At 68.7% G+C, this 15,547-nt stretch carries 17 protein-coding genes and 1 pseudogene; 8 read left to right on the forward strand and 10 right to left on the reverse strand.

Annotation, left to right across the window (positions count from 1 at the left end; translation table 11 throughout):
- Nucleotides 1-173: 173 nt before the first annotated feature.
- Nucleotides 174-1,319: an Mrp/NBP35 family ATP-binding protein gene (locus BST44_RS22425; RefSeq protein WP_142274646.1), complete on the forward strand. Its 1,146-nt coding sequence runs from the start codon at nucleotides 174-176 to the stop codon at nucleotides 1,317-1,319.
- 7 nt (nucleotides 1,320-1,326) lie between these two features.
- Here the strand turns inward: BST44_RS22425 and tatB are convergent, their stop codons facing one another.
- From tatB to sigE, 4 genes are all read right to left on the reverse strand, one after another.
- Nucleotides 1,327-1,743 (reverse strand): Sec-independent protein translocase protein TatB, encoded by a 417-nt coding sequence (gene tatB / locus BST44_RS22430; protein WP_083179284.1) that lies wholly within the window; start codon nucleotides 1,741-1,743, stop codon nucleotides 1,327-1,329.
- Complete coding sequence (gene htrA, locus BST44_RS22435) at nucleotides 1,744-3,270, reverse strand: serine protease HtrA (RefSeq protein WP_083179285.1); 1,527 nt, start codon at nucleotides 3,268-3,270, stop codon at nucleotides 1,744-1,746. It abuts the gene before it with no gap.
- A gap of 187 nt (nucleotides 3,271-3,457) precedes the next feature.
- Nucleotides 3,458-3,853: an anti-sigma E factor RseA gene (gene rseA, locus BST44_RS22440; RefSeq protein ID WP_083179286.1), complete on the reverse strand. Its 396-nt coding sequence runs from the start codon at nucleotides 3,851-3,853 to the stop codon at nucleotides 3,458-3,460.
- A gap of 126 nt (nucleotides 3,854-3,979) precedes the next feature.
- Nucleotides 3,980-4,747, reverse strand: coding sequence for an RNA polymerase sigma factor SigE (gene sigE, locus BST44_RS22445; RefSeq protein ID WP_083179287.1), 768 nt, complete (start codon nucleotides 4,745-4,747; stop codon nucleotides 3,980-3,982).
- Between the two features lie 202 nt (nucleotides 4,748-4,949).
- On the opposite strand from sigE, the gene BST44_RS22450 reads away from it, so the two are divergent.
- Nucleotides 4,950-5,618 (forward strand): O-methyltransferase, encoded by a 669-nt coding sequence (locus tag BST44_RS22450; protein ID WP_083179288.1) that lies wholly within the window; start codon nucleotides 4,950-4,952, stop codon nucleotides 5,616-5,618.
- A gap of 33 nt (nucleotides 5,619-5,651) precedes the next feature.
- Here BST44_RS22450 and BST44_RS22455 read toward each other — a convergent pair whose 3' ends face one another.
- From BST44_RS22455 to BST44_RS22470, 4 genes are read right to left on the reverse strand one after another with little or no spacing between them, the layout of a single operon-like run.
- Nucleotides 5,652-5,870, reverse strand: coding sequence for a hypothetical protein (locus BST44_RS22455; protein ID WP_142274647.1), 219 nt, complete (start codon nucleotides 5,868-5,870; stop codon nucleotides 5,652-5,654).
- Nucleotides 5,860-6,120: a hypothetical protein gene (locus BST44_RS22460; protein WP_083179290.1), complete on the reverse strand. Its 261-nt coding sequence runs from the start codon at nucleotides 6,118-6,120 to the stop codon at nucleotides 5,860-5,862. The genes BST44_RS22455 and BST44_RS22460 overlap by 11 nt, the downstream gene beginning before the upstream one ends.
- On the reverse strand, nucleotides 6,117-6,542 hold the full coding sequence (locus BST44_RS22465; RefSeq protein WP_083179291.1) for a hypothetical protein: 426 nt from the start codon (nucleotides 6,540-6,542) through the stop codon (nucleotides 6,117-6,119). The genes BST44_RS22460 and BST44_RS22465 overlap by 4 nt, the downstream gene beginning before the upstream one ends.
- Nucleotides 6,529-7,845: an NRAMP family divalent metal transporter gene (locus BST44_RS22470; protein WP_158086672.1), complete on the reverse strand. Its 1,317-nt coding sequence runs from the start codon at nucleotides 7,843-7,845 to the stop codon at nucleotides 6,529-6,531. Before BST44_RS22470 ends, BST44_RS22465 begins: the two co-directional genes overlap by 14 nt.
- Before the next feature lie 214 nt (nucleotides 7,846-8,059).
- On the opposite strand from BST44_RS22470, the gene BST44_RS22475 reads away from it, so the two are divergent.
- From BST44_RS22475 to BST44_RS22495, 5 genes and pseudogenes are all read left to right on the forward strand, one after another.
- Nucleotides 8,060-8,698, forward strand: a complete 639-nt coding sequence (locus BST44_RS22475; protein ID WP_083179293.1) for a TetR/AcrR family transcriptional regulator — start codon at nucleotides 8,060-8,062, stop codon at nucleotides 8,696-8,698.
- The gene (locus tag BST44_RS22480) at nucleotides 8,688-9,602 is read left to right on the forward strand and encodes an ABC transporter ATP-binding protein (RefSeq protein WP_083179294.1); all 915 of its coding nucleotides are present in this window, start codon (nucleotides 8,688-8,690) and stop codon (nucleotides 9,600-9,602) included. The genes BST44_RS22475 and BST44_RS22480 overlap by 11 nt, the downstream gene beginning before the upstream one ends.
- On the forward strand, nucleotides 9,599-11,242 hold the full coding sequence (locus BST44_RS22485) for an ABC transporter permease (protein WP_142274648.1): 1,644 nt from the start codon (nucleotides 9,599-9,601) through the stop codon (nucleotides 11,240-11,242). The genes BST44_RS22480 and BST44_RS22485 overlap by 4 nt, the downstream gene beginning before the upstream one ends.
- Nucleotides 11,243-11,249: 7 nt before the next feature.
- Complete coding sequence (locus BST44_RS22490; RefSeq protein WP_083179296.1) at nucleotides 11,250-11,924, forward strand: methyltransferase family protein; 675 nt, start codon at nucleotides 11,250-11,252, stop codon at nucleotides 11,922-11,924.
- A gap of 63 nt (nucleotides 11,925-11,987) precedes the next feature.
- Nucleotides 11,988-12,656: pseudogene (locus tag BST44_RS22495) on the forward strand (CocE/NonD family hydrolase); the annotation flags it as partial.
- 101 nt (nucleotides 12,657-12,757) lie between these two features.
- Here BST44_RS22495 and glgC read toward each other — a convergent pair.
- Nucleotides 12,758-13,972 carry a glucose-1-phosphate adenylyltransferase gene (glgC, locus tag BST44_RS22500; protein ID WP_007169147.1) on the reverse strand — a complete coding sequence of 405 codons (1,215 nt, stop codon included), beginning with the start codon at nucleotides 13,970-13,972 and terminating at the stop codon, nucleotides 12,758-12,760.
- Between the two features lie 156 nt (nucleotides 13,973-14,128).
- Here glgC and glgA point away from each other — a divergent pair, with 156 nt between their 5' ends.
- Entirely contained in the window at nucleotides 14,129-15,292 is a 1,164-nt protein-coding gene (gene glgA, locus BST44_RS22505) for a glycogen synthase (RefSeq protein ID WP_083179297.1), read from the forward strand.
- A 29-nt stretch (nucleotides 15,293-15,321) separates the two neighbouring features.
- On the opposite strand, the gene BST44_RS22510 is transcribed toward glgA, so the two are convergent.
- The gene (locus BST44_RS22510) at nucleotides 15,322-15,495 is read right to left on the reverse strand and encodes a DUF3117 domain-containing protein (RefSeq protein WP_003878471.1); all 174 of its coding nucleotides are present in this window, start codon (nucleotides 15,493-15,495) and stop codon (nucleotides 15,322-15,324) included.
- Nucleotides 15,496-15,547: the final 52 nt, after the last annotated feature.

Genomic DNA, 15,547 nt, shown 5'->3' on the forward strand with positions numbered 1-15,547 from the left:
CGCCACCACCGCCGATGGCCCCCCCGCCGATGGCCCCGCCGCCTCCCGACCCGCAGGCGGCCGCGCCGCCGGCGCCGAAACCGGCCGGCCCGCCGAGCGTGGCGCCGAGGCAGCCGGGCCCCGTTGCGGGCGGCTGACCGTCCCTTCTCGTCGCGCGCCTACACTCGGCGGTGATGTCTGATCACGACGGCGCCGACTTGAGCGCAGCAATCCGCACCGCACTGGGGAAAGTGATCGACCCCGAGCTGCGGCGCCCCATCACCGAACTCGGCATGGTCAAGAGCATCGACACCGAGCCCGACGGCGGGGTGCACGTAGCGATCTACCTGACCACCGCCGCCTGCCCGAAGAAGACCGAAATCAGCGAGCGGGTCACCCAGGCGGTGTCCGACGTGCCGGGCACGGGCGCCGTGAAGGTCACCCTGGACGTGATGAACGACGAGCAGCGCACCGAACTGCGCAGGCAGTTGCGCGGCGACGCCCGCGAGCCCGTGATCCCCTTCGCCCAGCCGAACTCGCTGACGCGGGTCTATGCGGTCGCCTCGGGCAAGGGCGGCGTCGGCAAGTCCACCGTCACGGTCAACCTGGCCGCGGCGATGGCGGCCCGCGGCCTGTCGGTCGGCGTACTCGACGCCGACATCCACGGCCACTCCATCCCCAGGATGATGGGCACCACCGACCGGCCCACCCAGGTCGAGTCGATGATCCTGCCGCCCATCGCCCACGAGGTGAAGGTCATCTCGATCGCCCAATTCACCGAGGGCAATACGCCGGTGGTGTGGCGTGGGCCGATGCTGCACCGGGCGTTGCAGCAGTTCCTGGCCGACGTCTACTGGGGGGACCTGGACATCCTGCTGCTGGACCTGCCGCCGGGCACCGGCGACATCGCCATCTCGGTGGCTCAGCTGATCCCGAGCGCGGAGATCATGGTGGTGACGACGCCCCAGCTGGCCGCGGCCGAGGTCGCCGAGCGGGCGGGCAGCATCGCGATGCAAACCCGTCAGCGCATCGCCGGCGTGGTGGAGAACATGTCCGGCCTCACCCTGCCGGACGGTTCGACGATGCAGGTGTTCGGCGAGGGCGGTGGCCGGCAAGTGGCCGAGCGTCTGTCGCGCGCAGTCGGCGCCGATGTGCCGCTGCTGGGGCAGATCCCGCTCGACCCCGCGCTGGTGGCCGCCGGCGATTCCGGCACCCCGATCGTGCTGAGCGCACCCGACTCGCCCGCGGGCAAGCAACTGCGCGGCGTGGCCGACACCCTGTCGTCGCGGCGGCGCGGATTGGCGGGCGTGTCGCTCGGGCTGGACCCGACGCGACGCTAGGCCTGGCTCAGGTCGCGTCGGCGTCGAACGGCGTCGGTCCCGGGGAGTGTCCCCCGCCCGCGGGCGGCATTCCGGGCTGCCCGGGTGTCGACGCCTCCGACGGGGCGACCGCCGGCCCGCTGGCCGGCCGGTCGAAGTTCCCGGTGAAAAACGAATCGTCGCCGTCGAGTAGGTGCTTGGTCAGCGCCGCACGCGGCGTCATACCGCGCAGTCGCTGCAATTCGCTGAGCGGAACGCGCAGGTCGTCGAACTCCGGCCCCAGATCTTCGCGCAGCTGAGTCGTCACCCCACTGAGATAGTCGCGCGCCTGCCGCAGCGCGTTCGACGTCCAACGGATCGCACCCGGTAGCCGCTCGGGGCCGAGGACCACCAACCCGACCACGACGAGGACCAGGATGTGTTCCCAGCTCAGGCTGCCGAACATCTAGCTGCCGTCGGGATCGGGCTTGACCGTCAGGGTGACGTGCCGACCGTCGCGGACCACTTCGATCGGCGCGTCCTGGCCGATGGTCAATAGGCGCACGGCGACGACGAACTCGTCGGCGTCGGCGACGGTGCGGTTGCCGACCTTGACGATGACGTCGTTCTCGAGGATCCCGCCCTTTTGCGCGGGGCTTCCCGCCTTGACGTTGGCGACCTGGGCGCCGGAAGCGATCGCGTTGCTCACCGACCGCGTGCTGATGCCCAGCGTCGGGTGCACGATCTTGCCGTCCTTGATCAGCGTCTGGGCCACCATCTTCGCCTCGTTGATCGGGATGGCGAAACCCAGCCCACTTGCGCTGTCGGACAACGACTTACCCGCGGTGTTGATGCCGATCACCTGCGAATCCATGTCGATGAGCGGGCCACCGGAGTTGCCGTGGTTGATCGACGCGTCGGTCTGCAGGGCGTCGATGACCGTGTCGGTGTCCGAGCCCTCCCCCGACAACGGCACCGGCCGGTGCAACGCGCTGATGATGCCGTGGGTCACGGTGCTGCGCAGCCCCAGGGGGGCGCCCGCCGCGAGGACCTCGTCGCCGACGCGCACCTTGTCCGAGTCCCCGAACCGGGCCACGCTCAGGTTGTCGACGTTGTCGACCTTGAGCACGGCCAGGTCGGTCTTCGGGTCGCGCCCGACCAGGTTGGCGGGCACCTCCTTGCCGTCGTTGAACACCACGGTCGTCTTGAACTGGCTGGGGTTGTTGGCGGCCTCGGAGATCACGTGGTTGTTGGTGACGATGTAGCCGCGGCCGTCGATCACCACGCCGGAACCCTGCAGGCCCTCCTGGTCGCTCTTGGACTCGATGGTCACCACCGCGTTGGCGGTCGCGGCCGCCACCTTGGCGAACCGGCCGGCCGGCCCTTCGCCGTTGCCGTCGGTCGACAGCGTCACCTTCGAGGTGGTGAACGCCTCGGCGACCTCGGCCGTCTTGCGGCCGACCACCCCGCCGATCACGCCGATGAGCAGCGCGATCAGCAGCAGGACCAGCAACGCCAGGTAGGACACCTTGCCGCCGAAGAGCACGTCGCGCACGCCGAGCTTGCCGCCGTAGCCCTGCGGCCCGCGCGGTCCGGCCGGGGCGACCGCCGGAGTGCCCAACGCCGCGGCCGCCGACGGGTCTCGCCAGGGGTCGTCGGGCTCGTCCGGCTCGGCGCCGTCCTTCTCGGCCGCCAGTGCCCCGGCGTCGACGGGGTGTCGCTGCAGCGATTCGGGGCTGCCGACCGGCCGGCTGAACGCCTCCTGGAGAACCGGATCGGCCGGCTCATCGTGCGGGGAGAACTCGGCCTGGTCCCGATACTTCTGCGGGCGGACACGTTCGGCGACGAAGGAACCGCGCAGCCCGTCGGGACGGCTGAACAGTTGCCGCGATGCCGGGTCGACCGGCGGACGGGAGATGGGCCGCGGCGCCAACCGGTTGCCGCTGTTCTTGCCGCCGTCCTGCCGTTGGTCGAAGCCTTGATCGGAGGTCACGTTACCCCTTTGGATCCTCTTCTTGAGCGCTCGAGACGGGCCCTTCACCGGGCGATATACCCGACACCGGCGTGGCCGTGTCCACCCTAGTATCCACGGTTCTGCGCACCTCGCCCATGAGCGCACGGCCGGGGCGCGCAAAATTCGGCGCGGTCAGCCATGCGGATTTGGGCGAGAAGGTGTCGAGCTAGCGGCGCTTGCGCTGCTCACGGGCGTCGCGGTCAGCAAAACGCTCCGGCGTCCGGGGGGTCGAGTCGTCGGGAGAGTCGTACGGAATCTCGGCGAGCATGCCGAGCAGCGTGCTCGGGATGCGGATCGGGTGGGAGTCCCGCAGCGCGGCACGCGCCCGGCTCTGGTCGTCGACCTCCGCCGCGCACTGCGGGCACAACGACAAATGATGCGCGGCCCGCAGGTGCGCGTTCATCCGCAGCTCACCGTCGACGAAGGCGGCGATGGCCTCGACCGACAAATGCTCGGTCGAACCGAACTGGCGGGGGGCGCCGACGGGCGCATCGCTCTGAGAGGCGAACTGTGCGGGAAGCCAGGAGAACGCGCGGCGGAAGACATGTCCTCGATCGGCCATCACCGGGTCCTTTCGTTGCGCCTACCCCTCGAATGTAGCGCGAGGCGGTGCACAATACCGCGGCTAATGACCGCAAATCCGCTGGCTCGTCGGCCACGCGGCGCGGCGTTTCGGCCGATCGCCGGCCTAAGCCGACTCTGCGTGCGCGATCTCCCCGCCGGCGCCCCGTTGGGGGTGCGCGGCCAGGTAATCCCGCAACGCCTGGCGGCCGCGGTGGATGCGGCTGCGCACGGTGCCCAGCTTCACGCCCAGCGTCGCGCCGATCTCCTCATAGGACAGGCCCTCGATGTCACACAGCACGACGGCCGCGCGGAACTCCGGCGGCAGCGAGTCCAGGGCCGCCTGCAGGTCCGGCCCGAGCCGTGCATCGTGGTAGATCTGCTCGGGGTTGGGTTCGTCGGCGGGCACCCGCTCGTAATCGTCGGGCAGCGCCTCCATCCGGATGCGGGCGCGCCGGCGGACCATGTCCAGGAAGAGGTTGGTGGTGATGCGGTGCAACCAGCCCTCGAACGTTCCGGGCTGATAGTTCTGCACCGAGCGAAAAACCCGGATGAACGTCTCCTGGGTGAGGTCCTCCGCGTCGTGCTGGTTGCCCGAGAGGCGGTAAGCCAGCCGGTACACCCGGTCGGCATGCTGACGCACCAGCTCGTCCCAGGACGGCATCGTGGACTTGTCCCCGGTCGCGTCGAAAACCGCGGTGCCCTGCAAACCGTCGGACGGCTCCACCCACTCGTCCGCGGGACAGTCCTGTGCGTGGGACATGCTGGTCGGGCCCAAAAGCGTGGTGATGATCGAATCCTCCGAATCCGTCCTGCCAAAAAGCGACAAGTCGTCACCGGCGGCAACACGCGGCCGCCAGTCCGTATTCCCGTGCCAACGCGCTCCGCGATCCATAGGGACACCGTCGCGTATCGGCGTATGTGCGATATATGAACAGTCTGAGCTCAGGCTGAGAAACCGGATCGTTACCAGCGCTGTGCAGGTGATATCCGCAGCAGGGTGAAGTTAAACGCGGCGGCGTTGCCGGGCGTGTCGTAACGGCGCGGCTTAGGCGCGCCATGCCGGGGCCCGCAGCGAAGTGGAATACGCTGCGGGCATGGACGGCACCGACGCAGAAACCCCCGGCCAGCCGGCGCCCAGTCGAGCCGAATCCCTCTTCGCGCATGCGGAGGGCTCGATTTCGGAGGACGCCCTGTTGGCGGCCGCCCGCGAACGCGCCGTGGACATCGGCGCGGGCGCGGTGACGCCGGCGGTGGGCGCGCTGTTGAGCCTGCTGACCAAGCTCAGCGGCGGCAAGGCCGTCGCTGAGGTCGGCACCGGCGCGGGGGTCAGCGGCCTGTGGTTGTTGTCCGGCATGAGCGACGACGGCGTCTTGACGACGATCGACATCGAGCCCGAGTATTTGCGGCTCGCCAAACAGGCCTTCTCCGAGGCCGGCATCGGGCCATCGCGCACCCGGCTGATCGGTGGCCGGGCCCAGGAGGTCCTCACGCGGCTCGCCGACGAGTCCTACGACCTGGTGTTCGTCGACGCCGACCCGGTTGACCAGCCGGACTACGTCGTGGAGGGGGTGCGGTTGCTGCGATCCGGCGGCGTCATCGTCGTCCACCGGGCCGCCCTGGGCGGGCGGGCCGGCGATCCCGCCGCCCGCGACGCCGAGGTGGCCGCGGTGCGGGAGGCGGCGCGCCTCATCGCCGAGGACGAGCGGCTCACCCCCGCCCTGGTGCCGCTCGGCGACGGCATTTTGGCCGCGGTACGCGATTGAGCCCGATGGTGGCGCCCCGCCGCCCGGCGGAGGCTATCGGATGAAGCGGTTGTCGCCGGGGCGTCCGGGCGCAATGTCGGGGCCGGGGTTGGGATACTCGCCGATACGCGCTCCGTGGCGGTCATAGGTTGGGACACAAGGTCGTTCGTCGCTGGGCAGGTGCCGCAGGCTGATCAGGTAGGCGACAAAGCCGACGATCGAAACCACGACCAGCGCCGTCACGGCCCACGATATGAGTGTCTCAGCCGTCATCGCCGGAGCCTGTCGCGAGGAGCACCCCTCGTCGCGTGATCGCGACGATGTCGGCCGCGGGGACCATGGTCGTCGCGGAGTCCGGATGCAGCCGAGCCCACGCCAACCGCCACCGATTCGGGACGAGTACGAGTTGATCCGCCACAAGATCGTCCCCGTCGGGTCGCAGCGTGATATCAGCGATCCGCCCGAGCGTTGCTTCGCCCGCGCGCACGGCTTGGCCCCTCAGCCGCGAGAATTCCACGCTCATTGGGTGAACGCCTTGCTGCTCTGCCTGTCCCGTGTCACATACCGCCGCACGGCGTTGTCGACCGTGCGCAGCCCGGCATCGTCGCCGTCGACATCGAGGTGCACCAGCGCGTTGATTCCCACGACGTGCCGCCAACTGATCACCGCCGGGCGGGGATCGAACACCCCCAACAGCCGGTAGCACCGACGAGCCACCGCACGCACCGGGCGCCGCATCGGGCGTGCCATCGGTCCCGAGACGATCGCCGTCAGCGCCAGGCGACTACCGTCCCCGGCGGACGATGTCAGCTCCAGCAACAGGTCATCCACTCGGCCCGCCCGGCGCCCGCGCACGTCGATGATCGCGCGGTCGATGACCTGGCTGACGCGCAAGCCCCGCTCGTCGCGGGCGTCGCCGTCGTCGCACGGTTCAGAACGAGCCATGAGTAATCACCAGAAGCGGCACTGTCATGACAGTGATGCACACCAAGACCGACAGCACGATGATCGCCAATACGTTGGTGGCGCGGGTATTTCGCTGCCGACCCATCACACGGCGGTCGTTTGCGATCAGCAGCAGGGGAATGAAGGTGAAGGGTAAGGCGGCCGCGCCCAAAGCCATGGTGACAGTCGTGAAACTGATCGGGTTGACCGGCAACAGCACGATGACCGCGGCGACCAGAATCATCGCGACGTAGATGAGGTTGAAAGCCGGGGCTTTTCGCGCCGGCGCGCTTTTGCCCCAATCCCAGCCATAGTACTGACACATCGCGTAACCGCCGGACAGGCACAGCTCGATCGATGCGGCGAGCGATACCGCGAGCACCCCGATGATGAACAGGTACAGGCCCGTGTGTCCGAAGGCTTCGGCGGTCGGCGACGCCGCATGGCGGATCGTGTCGACGGGCACGTCACGGTTGTACAGTGCCTTCCCTCCCGCGGCCATCAATCCGAGCGTCACGACGGCGCCGAACGCGGTGCCGGTGATTGCCACCACCCGGTTGCGCATGAGATCCCGCTCCGCCCAGCGCTCCTCGATGACACCCGACGAGTAGAAGTCGAACTGGTAGGGCGTCATGAATGCTCCGAGTAGCGCCGCGATACCGAACAGGTACTTCGCATTCGAGGGTGCCTCGTGCACCTGCGGGGTGATGAGTCCCTTGGCCATCGCACCCCAGTCGGGGGACAGCTTGATCATCGCAGCCACGGCGACCAACATGAGTAGCCCCAGAAGCGCGGCACCCGTATCGATCGCGGTGAAGTTGAACCGCCACAGCGCGACGATCAGTACGAGGGCAACCGCCGCGACCCACACCCGGTAAGACACCCCCAAGAGCAGCTGCAGCGCCAGTCCCATACCGACCAGGTCGACCGCCAGCGTCAGCACGTGGATCACCAGGCTGATGACGAGCGGTATCGCGCCGATCTTGGGACCGAGCCGGGTACGCATCACGTCCCAGGTGGGCTGTGTCGAGGACATCGCGACCCGCCCGGACATCTCGGCGAACAGGGCGAAGCCGATCATGCCGAAGACGACCGTCCAGGCCAGCGAGTAGTGAAAGCTGGCCCCGGCGTCGGTCGCCGTGATCACGCCGCCGGTATCGACAAAACCCCCGATGCCGGCCAGCACGCCCAAAGCGAGTCCGGCGATGGCTTTGCCGTGCGGGCGTGATTTGGGTTTCCCCTCCGCTATCGCCAATGCATTCCTCCTGTTACCGGGGCCAATCCACCAGTCGTTCGGGTTCACCCGGTCAGCGAGCGATCCCAGCCAGGGTTACGCGTGGCGAAGGCGTGGATTCCTTACGGGCTGCGACGCCGCTGAGGTGTTCACCCAGGCCGCGCAGCTCCCCGACGCCAGATACCCAGTTTGTGGGGGCCCCACGCGGCGGCCCGACCCTTTTCCGTCCCGCTCTCGACGAAGGCTCTTGACGAGCGCTGAACATGCGTTTAGCATACTGAACATGCGTTCAGCCGACCTGACCGCCGCAGCCCGGATCCGGGACGCGGCCATCGAGCAGTTCGGCGAGCAGGGGTTCGGCGTGGGGCTGCGCGCGATCGCCGAGGCGGCGGGGGTGAGCGCCGCGTTGGTCATCCACCACTTCGGCTCCAAGGAGGGCTTGCGCAAGGCGTGTGACGACTACATCGCCGAAGAGATCCGCAACAGCAAGTCCGAGGCGCTGCAGTCGAAAGACCCCGCCACCTGGTTCGCGCAGATGGCCGAGATCGAGTCGTACGCACCGATGATGGCCTACCTGGTTCGCAGCATGCAGTCCGGCGGTGAACTGGCAAATATGTTGTGGCGCAGGATGATCGACAACGCCGAAGAGTACCTGGACGAGGGCGTTCGGGCCGGCACCATAAAGCCGAGTCGCGACCCCCGCGCCCGAGCCCGGTATCTGGGCATCACCGGCGGCGGCGGCTTTTTGCTCTATCTACAGATGCACGAGACACCGACGGACATTCGCGCGGTGCTCCGGGACTACGCCCGCGAGATGGTGCTGCCCGCGCTGGAGATCTACACCGAAGGACTCATGGTCGACCGCACCATGTACGACGCATTCCTGGCCGCCGAGGATCGAGGAGAAACCCATGCCAGCTGACAACGTAGCTCCCATCGAAATCCGTGGGTTGACAAAGAACTTCGGAGAGGTGCGAGCGCTTGACGGCCTGGATCTCACCGTGCGTCCGGGTGAAGTGCACGGCTTCCTCGGTCCCAACGGCGCCGGAAAATCGACGACCATTCGCATCCTGCTGGGCCTCGTGAAGGCGGACGCCGGCAGCGTGCGGCTACTGGGTGGCGACCCGTGGACCGACGCGGTCGCCCTGCACCGCCAGATCGCCTACGTGCCCGGCGATGTCACGCTGTGGCCGACGCTGACCGGCGGCGAAACGATCGACCTGCTGGCCCGCATGCGCGGCGGTATCGACCGCAAGCGTCGGGCCGAGCTCATCGAGCGCTTCGACCTCGATCCACACAAGAAGGCTCGGACCTACTCGAAGGGCAACCGGCAAAAGGTCTCGTTGATCTCCGCGTTCTCCTCGAGAGCCCGCCTGCTGCTGCTGGACGAGCCCAGCAGCGGGCTGGACCCGTTGATGGAGAACGTCTTTCAGCAGTGTGTCGCCGAGGCGCGCGATCGCGGTGCGACGGTCCTGCTGTCCAGTCACATCCTCGCCGAGACCGAAGCGCTGTGCGAAAGGGTGACGATCATCCGGGCCGGCAAGACCGTCGAGAGTGGTTCGCTGAATTCCATGCGCCACCTCAGCCGCACCTCTATCAAAGCCGAAATGACGGGCGACCCCGGCGATCTCACCCGAATCAAAGGAGTCGAGGACGTCAGCGTCGACGGCAACACCGTGCGCGCGCAGGTGGACGGCGAGAGCCTCGGGGAGCTGATCCGTGCGCTGGGTGACGCCGGCGTGCGCAGTCTGATCAGCCAGCCGCCGACGCTCGAGGAACTGTTCCTGCGCCACTACGACATCGCGGAGAAGGTGTCCGCGTCATGAGCACCGCCACGCTGGATCGCCCGTCCCGTCCCGCCCGGCCCGCGGCGCAGCTTCGACCGAACTTTTCCGGGACGCTCGGGATGCTGCGTCTCTACCTGCGCCGCGACCGCATCTCGCTGCCGCTGTGGGTGCTGCTGCTGTCGGTGCCGTTGGCAACGGTGTACGTCGGCAGCATCGAGAAAGTCTACCCCACCCAGGCCGCCCGGGCGGGATTCGCGGCTTCCATCATGGCGAGCCCCGCGCAGCGGGCGCTCTACGGGCAGGTCTACAACGACAGCCTCGGCGCCGTCGGCATCTGGAAGGCCGGCATGTTCCACCTGCTGATCGCGGTGGCCGTCATCCTGACCGTCATCCGCCACACCCGCGCCGACGAGGAGGCCGGCCGGACCGAGCTCGTGGACTCGACCGCCGTGGGCCGCTACGCCAGCCTGAGCGCCGCGCTGCTGCTGTCGTTCGGGGCCAGCGTCGCCACCGGAGCAATCGGCGCGGCGGGACTGCTCACCATCGACGTCCCGCCCGGCGGGTCGCTCGCCTTCGGCGCGGCGCTGGCCTGCTCGGGCCTGGTGTTCACCGCCGTCGCCGCCGTGGCCGCGCAGTTGTCGCCGAGCGCGCGCGTTGCCCGCGGTGCCGCGTTCGCGGTCCTCGCGGCCGCCTTCACGCTGCGCGCCGTCGGCGATGCCGGTTCCGGCGCGCTGTCGTGGCTCTCGCCGCTGGGCTGGTCACTGCAAGTCCGGCCCTACGCGGGCGACCACTGGCCGGTACTGGCACTGCATCTGGCGACGACCGTCGCGCTCACCGCGGTGGCATATCGGCTGCTCGCCGGCCGCGACGTCGGCGCCGGGCTCTTCGCCGAGCGGCCCGGGCCCGGCTCCGCGGCGCCCGCGCTGGGCAACGCCTTCGGGCTGGCGTGGCGGCTGGACCGCGGAGCGCTGCTGCTCTGGACGGTGGGCCTGTGCCTCTATGGCGTGCTGATGGGCAGCGTGGTGCATGGCATCGGCGACGAGCTCGGCGGCAGCAACGCCGCCCGCGACATCGTCGTCCGGATGGGCGGCACCAGTGCTTTGGAGGACGCATTCATCGCCGTCGCGTTCACGATGATGGGCATGGTGGCCGCCGCGTTCGCCGTCTCGCTGACGTTGCGATTGCACCAGGAGGAGACGGGCCAACGAGCCGAAACGACGCTGGCCGGCGCGGTGTCGCGAATCCGCTGGCTGGCCAGCCACCTGGTGGCGGCATTGGCCGGGTCCTCGGCCGCGATGCTCCTCAGCGGTGTGGCCGGGGGGCTCGTCTACGGGGCAGCCGCCGGCGACGTCGGCGGCAAGGTGGCGCTCGTGCTGGCAAGCGCGGCCGTCCAACTGCCCGCGGTCTGGCTGTTGTCCGCGGTGACAGTCGCCCTCTTCGGTCTGACACCGCGATTCACGCCGATGGCCTGGGGCGTGCTGGTCGGCTTCATCGCCCTCTACCTGATCGGTTCGTTGGCCGGGTTCCCGCAATGGTTGCTCGACCTGGAACCCTTTGCCCACATTCCCCGCGTCGGCGCGGCTTTCACCGGCGTGCCTTTGCTGTGGCTGTTGGCCTTCGACGCCGGACTGATTACCCTCGGTGTCATGGCCTTCCGACGCCGCGATCTGCGTAGCTAGCAACGTCGTGAAAACCGGTCTTCGCGTCACGGTGACCTCCCTGTGGGGAGTCCTGTCGTTCGGCTTGATCCTCTTCCTACCGGCCGGGACGCTGCGCTATTGGCAGGCATGGGTTTTCATCGCCGTGTTCATGGCGGCAACGATCGTCCCCGTCATCTACCTGGCGCGGAACAACCCCGCGGCCCTGCAGCGACGCATGAATGCGGGACCCCGCGCCGAACCCCGTGCCGCGCAGAAATTCATCATCACCGGCTCGTTCCTGAGCCTGTTCGCGACGATGGTGGTCAGCGCGCTCGACCACCGGTTCGGCTGGTCGCCGGTGCCGCCGTGGCTGTCCGTGCTGGGCGACGTGCTGGTGGCCACGGGGCTCGGGATCGCCATGCTGGTCATCGTCCAAAACGCTTATGCCGCAGCCACCGTCACAGTGGAGTCGGGGCAGACGCTGGTGTCCGACGGTCTCTATCGATTCGTGCGTCACCCGATGTACGTCGGGAACGTGATCATGATGGTCGGCATGCCTCTGGCGCTCGGCTCCTACTGGGGGCTGCTCTTCGTGCTTCCGGGCGGCGTGATGCTCGCGCTGCGCATCCTCGACGAGGAGAAGTTGCTCACCCAGGAGCTGGCCGGATACGGCGAATACCGGCAGCGCGTGCGCTATCGCTTGGTGCCATACATCTGGTGACGGCCTAGTCGGGCCGCTTACGGTGTTCTCAGTGGCCCCAATCCCGCCCGCCCGGGATCGGCTGTGGGGGGCCTCCGGTATGCGTTGGGCCGGATACGCGGCGTCGCCAAGCCTCCCGTCACGGTGACCGATCCACCGACCGGACTGCACGCCGAACGTGACGTCGCCGCGCCGACCCGCGACGGAATCGTCCTGCAGGTCAACGATTTCCGGCATACCGATGCGGGGGCCCGACCGGTCATTCCGAGCATCCATCCCTACGGCGAGGGCAATCTGCCGCGGCGCCGCGGCAACACGTGGACGTTCTCCGTGCATACCGCATGCTGCGCCAGCCGCGACCGGCGACCTTCTCGGCGCTCACCGGGTGGGAGCGCCCGATCCCGCGTGGTGGACGGCGCGGGACTTCGTCGTGGTGAATACCGACTCTCGCGGCTGCGGGCCCTCCGAGGGAACCGAGAAATCGTTGTCGCGCCGGAGGCCGGGGACGCCCACGACGCGGTGCGGTGAATCGCCGGGCAACCGTGGAGCGACGTTCGGGTCGTCATGCTCGGGGTGTCGTAGGTGGCGATCAGCCAGTAGGCCGTCGCGGCGCTGAGGGCCATCTGCCCGCGGGCAGGCTGCACCGACGCCTACCGCGACCTGACGTTTCCGGGCGGCGTTCGGGAGGAGGACTCCACCCGAATGTGGTCGCGGATCGTGGGGCGCGGCACGCGGCAGACCTACGACCTGGAGCCCCCGGCCCGGCGAGCGCCCCGCACCGCCGGCGAGCAGACGCAAAATCGCATGTCGCACCGGCCGCCCGTGCGATTTTGTGACTGCTCGCGGCGCCAGGGCTAGATCCAGACGCCCTTGCCCACCGCGACCACCCCGCCGGCGCTGATCGCGAAGCGCTCTTTGTCCTTCTCTAGATCCACCCCGACCATCTCGCCCGGCCCGACGACGACGTTCTTGTCCAGGATGGCGTGGCGCACCACGGCGCCGCGGCCGACCCGGGCGCCCGGCATGATCACGCTGCCCTCCACGATCGCGCCGTCGTCGACGACGACGTTGGACGACAGCACGGAGTTGCGCACCGAGGCGGCCGAAATGATGCTGCCCGCCCCGACGACCGATTCCTGCGCCGAGCCGCCGTTGACGAACTTGGCCGGTGCCAGGTTCTCGGACTCGCCGCGAATCGGCCACCGCTTGTTGTAGAGGTTGAAAACCGGGTGCACCGACACCAGGTCCATGTGCGCGTCGTAGAACGCGTCGAGGGTTCCCACGTCGCGCCAGTACCCCCGGTCGCGGTCGGTGGCGCCGGGCACCTCGTTGTCCTTGAAGTCGTAGACGGCGGCCATCCCGTCGGCCACCAGTCGGGGGATGATGTCGCCGCCCATGTCGTGGTCCGAATGGTCGTCGTCGGCGTCGGCACGAATCGCGTCGATGAGCACCTTGGTCGTGAAGATGTAGTTGCCCATCGACACGAACGTCGAGGCCGGGTCGTCCGGCGTTCCCGGGGGATTCAGGGGTTTCTCGACGAAGTCGCGGATGCGGCCGGACTCGTCGGCGTCGATGCAGCCGAAGGCGGTCGCCTCGCCGCGCGGAACCCGGATACCGGCCACCGTCGCGCCCGCCCCGCTGTCGATGTGGAACCGGACCATCTGCTCGGGGTCCATCCGGTACACGTGGTCGGCGCCGAAAACCACTATGTAGTCGGGGTCTTCGTCGTAGATGAGGTTGAGCGACTGGTAGATGGCGTCGGCGGAACCGGTGTACCAGCGCGGGCCGAGGCGCTGCTGGGCGGGCACCGGGGTGATGTACTCACCGGCCAGGCCGGACAGCCGCCAGTTCTGCGAAATGTGACGGTCGAGTGAATGCGACTTGTACTGAGTGAGAACGCAGATCCGCAAATACCGGGCGTTGACGAGGTTGGACAGCACGAAGTCGATGAGCCGGTAGGCGCCCCCAAAGGGAACCGCGGGCTTGGCCCGATCCGCGGTCAGCGGATAAAGCCGCTTGCCCTCACCGCCGGCCAGGACAATGCCCAGCACGTGTGGCGCTTCCCTCATGGTTCAAACCTATCGGCCGTGGCGAGACGCTGCCAGAGGGACCGCGCTATTCGCGGCGTTCTGTGCGGCTGTGTCAAGGTATTTGGTCCCCTCGGCCGGCCGCCGACTGCCCGGCCCGACTCGCGGGCCCGGTCGACACCGAACTACCGTGCGGGTATGCGGGTGGCGATGATGACTCGGGAGTACCCACCGGAGGTCTACGGGGGAGCCGGTGTGCATGTCACCGAACTGGTCGCGCAACTGCGCCGATTGTGCGCGGTCGACGTGCACTGCATGGGTGCGCCGCGGCCGAACGCGTTCGTGCACCAGCCCGATCCGCGCTTGCAGGGCGCCAACCCGGCGCTGTCGACGTTGTCGTCGGACCTGCTGATGGCCAACGCCGCGTCGGCGGCCACCGTCGTGCATTCGCACACCTGGTACACCGGCATGGCCGGGCATCTGGCCGCGCTGCTCTATGGCGTCCCCCACGTCCTGACCGCGCATTCGCTCGAGCCGTTGCGGCCGTGGAAGGCCGAACAACTCGGCGGCGGCTACCGCGTGTCGACGTGGGTCGAGCACACCGCCGTGCAGGCCGCCGACGCCGTCATCGCCGTCAGCTCCGCGATGCGCGACGACATCCTGCGGGTCTATCCCGCACTGGATCCCGGCGGGGTGCACGTCGTCCGCAACGGGGTGGACACCGACGTCTGGCATCCGTCCGGACCGACGCAGACCGGGTCGTTGCTGGCCGAACTCGGCGTCGACCCGCACCGGCCCACCGTGGCGTTCGTCGGCCGGATCACCCGGCAGAAAGGCGTCGCCCACTTGGTGGCGGCGGCGCATCACTTCGACCCCGAGGCGCAGGTGGTGTTGTGTGCCGGCGCCCCCGACACCCCGGAGATCGCCGACGAGATTCGGTCAGCGGTGGCGCGGCTGGCCCAGAGCCGAAACGGCGTGTTCTGGATCAGAGAAATGCTGCCCATTGGCGAGCTACGCGAAATACTCTCGGCCGCAACGGTTTTCGTGTGCCCCTCGGTGTACGAGCCGCTGGGCATCGTGAACCTGGAGGCGATGGCCTGCGCGACGGCAGTGGTGGCGTCCGATGTCGGCGGGATACCCGAGGTTGTCGTCGACGGGGTGACGGGTTCGCTGGTGCACTACGACGCCGACGACCCGGCCGGCTACCAGGCCCGGTTGGCCCGAGCGGTCAACGAGCTCGTCGCCGACCCCGACAGGGCGAAGCGCTATGGGCAGGCGGGACGCCAACGCTGCGTCGAGGATTTTTCCTGGGCCCGCGTCGCCGAGCAGACCCTGGACATCTACCGGAAGGTGTGTGCGTAACGCTGGCGGCAGCCGTCCGCCGGCGCGGCTCAGCTGGAGCTCGTGACACCCTTGAGTTCGTCACCGAGAGCCGCGGCTTCGTCGGGCGTCAGCTCGACGACCAGTCGACCGCCTCCCTCAAGTGGTACCCGCATCACGATGCCGCGCCCCTCCTTGGTTGCTTCCAGAGGACCGTCGCCGGTCCGGGGCTTCATCGCCGCCATCGAGTGCTCCCTCCAGGTTCGAGCTGGCCCGCCTTTGCGGACCTGGTCGGCG

Origin of the sequence: Mycobacterium scrofulaceum (genome assembly GCF_002086735.1) — a bacterium.
Classification (GTDB): Bacteria; Actinomycetota; Actinomycetes; order Mycobacteriales; family Mycobacteriaceae; genus Mycobacterium; species Mycobacterium scrofulaceum.

Bases quoted from the DNA above. Each gene is read 5' to 3' on its own strand.
- BST44_RS22480 (WP_083179294.1), top strand. From the start codon at position 8,688: ATGCCAGCTGACAACGTAGCTCCCATCGAAATCCGTGGGTTGACAAAG.
- BST44_RS22510 (WP_003878471.1), bottom strand. From the start codon at position 15,495: ATGGCGGCGATGAAGCCCCGGACCGGCGACGGTCCTCTGGAAGCAACC.
- BST44_RS22455 (WP_142274647.1), bottom strand. From the start codon at position 5,870: ATGACGGCTGAGACACTCATATCGTGGGCCGTGACGGCGCTGGTCGTG.
- glgA (WP_083179297.1), top strand. From the start codon at position 14,129: ATGCGGGTGGCGATGATGACTCGGGAGTACCCACCGGAGGTCTACGGG.
- glgC (WP_007169147.1), bottom strand. From the start codon at position 13,972: ATGAGGGAAGCGCCACACGTGCTGGGCATTGTCCTGGCCGGCGGTGAG.
- BST44_RS22425 (WP_142274646.1), top strand. From the start codon at position 174: ATGTCTGATCACGACGGCGCCGACTTGAGCGCAGCAATCCGCACCGCA.
- BST44_RS22485 (WP_142274648.1), top strand. From the start codon at position 9,599: ATGAGCACCGCCACGCTGGATCGCCCGTCCCGTCCCGCCCGGCCCGCG.
- sigE (WP_083179287.1), bottom strand. From the start codon at position 4,747: ATGGATCGCGGAGCGCGTTGGCACGGGAATACGGACTGGCGGCCGCGT.
- BST44_RS22465 (WP_083179291.1), bottom strand. From the start codon at position 6,542: ATGGCTCGTTCTGAACCGTGCGACGACGGCGACGCCCGCGACGAGCGG.
- rseA (WP_083179286.1), bottom strand. From the start codon at position 3,853: ATGGCCGATCGAGGACATGTCTTCCGCCGCGCGTTCTCCTGGCTTCCC.
- tatB (WP_083179284.1), bottom strand. From the start codon at position 1,743: ATGTTCGGCAGCCTGAGCTGGGAACACATCCTGGTCCTCGTCGTGGTC.
- BST44_RS22460 (WP_083179290.1), bottom strand. From the start codon at position 6,120: ATGAGCGTGGAATTCTCGCGGCTGAGGGGCCAAGCCGTGCGCGCGGGC.
- BST44_RS22475 (WP_083179293.1), top strand. From the start codon at position 8,060: ATGCGTTCAGCCGACCTGACCGCCGCAGCCCGGATCCGGGACGCGGCC.
- BST44_RS22450 (WP_083179288.1), top strand. From the start codon at position 4,950: ATGGACGGCACCGACGCAGAAACCCCCGGCCAGCCGGCGCCCAGTCGA.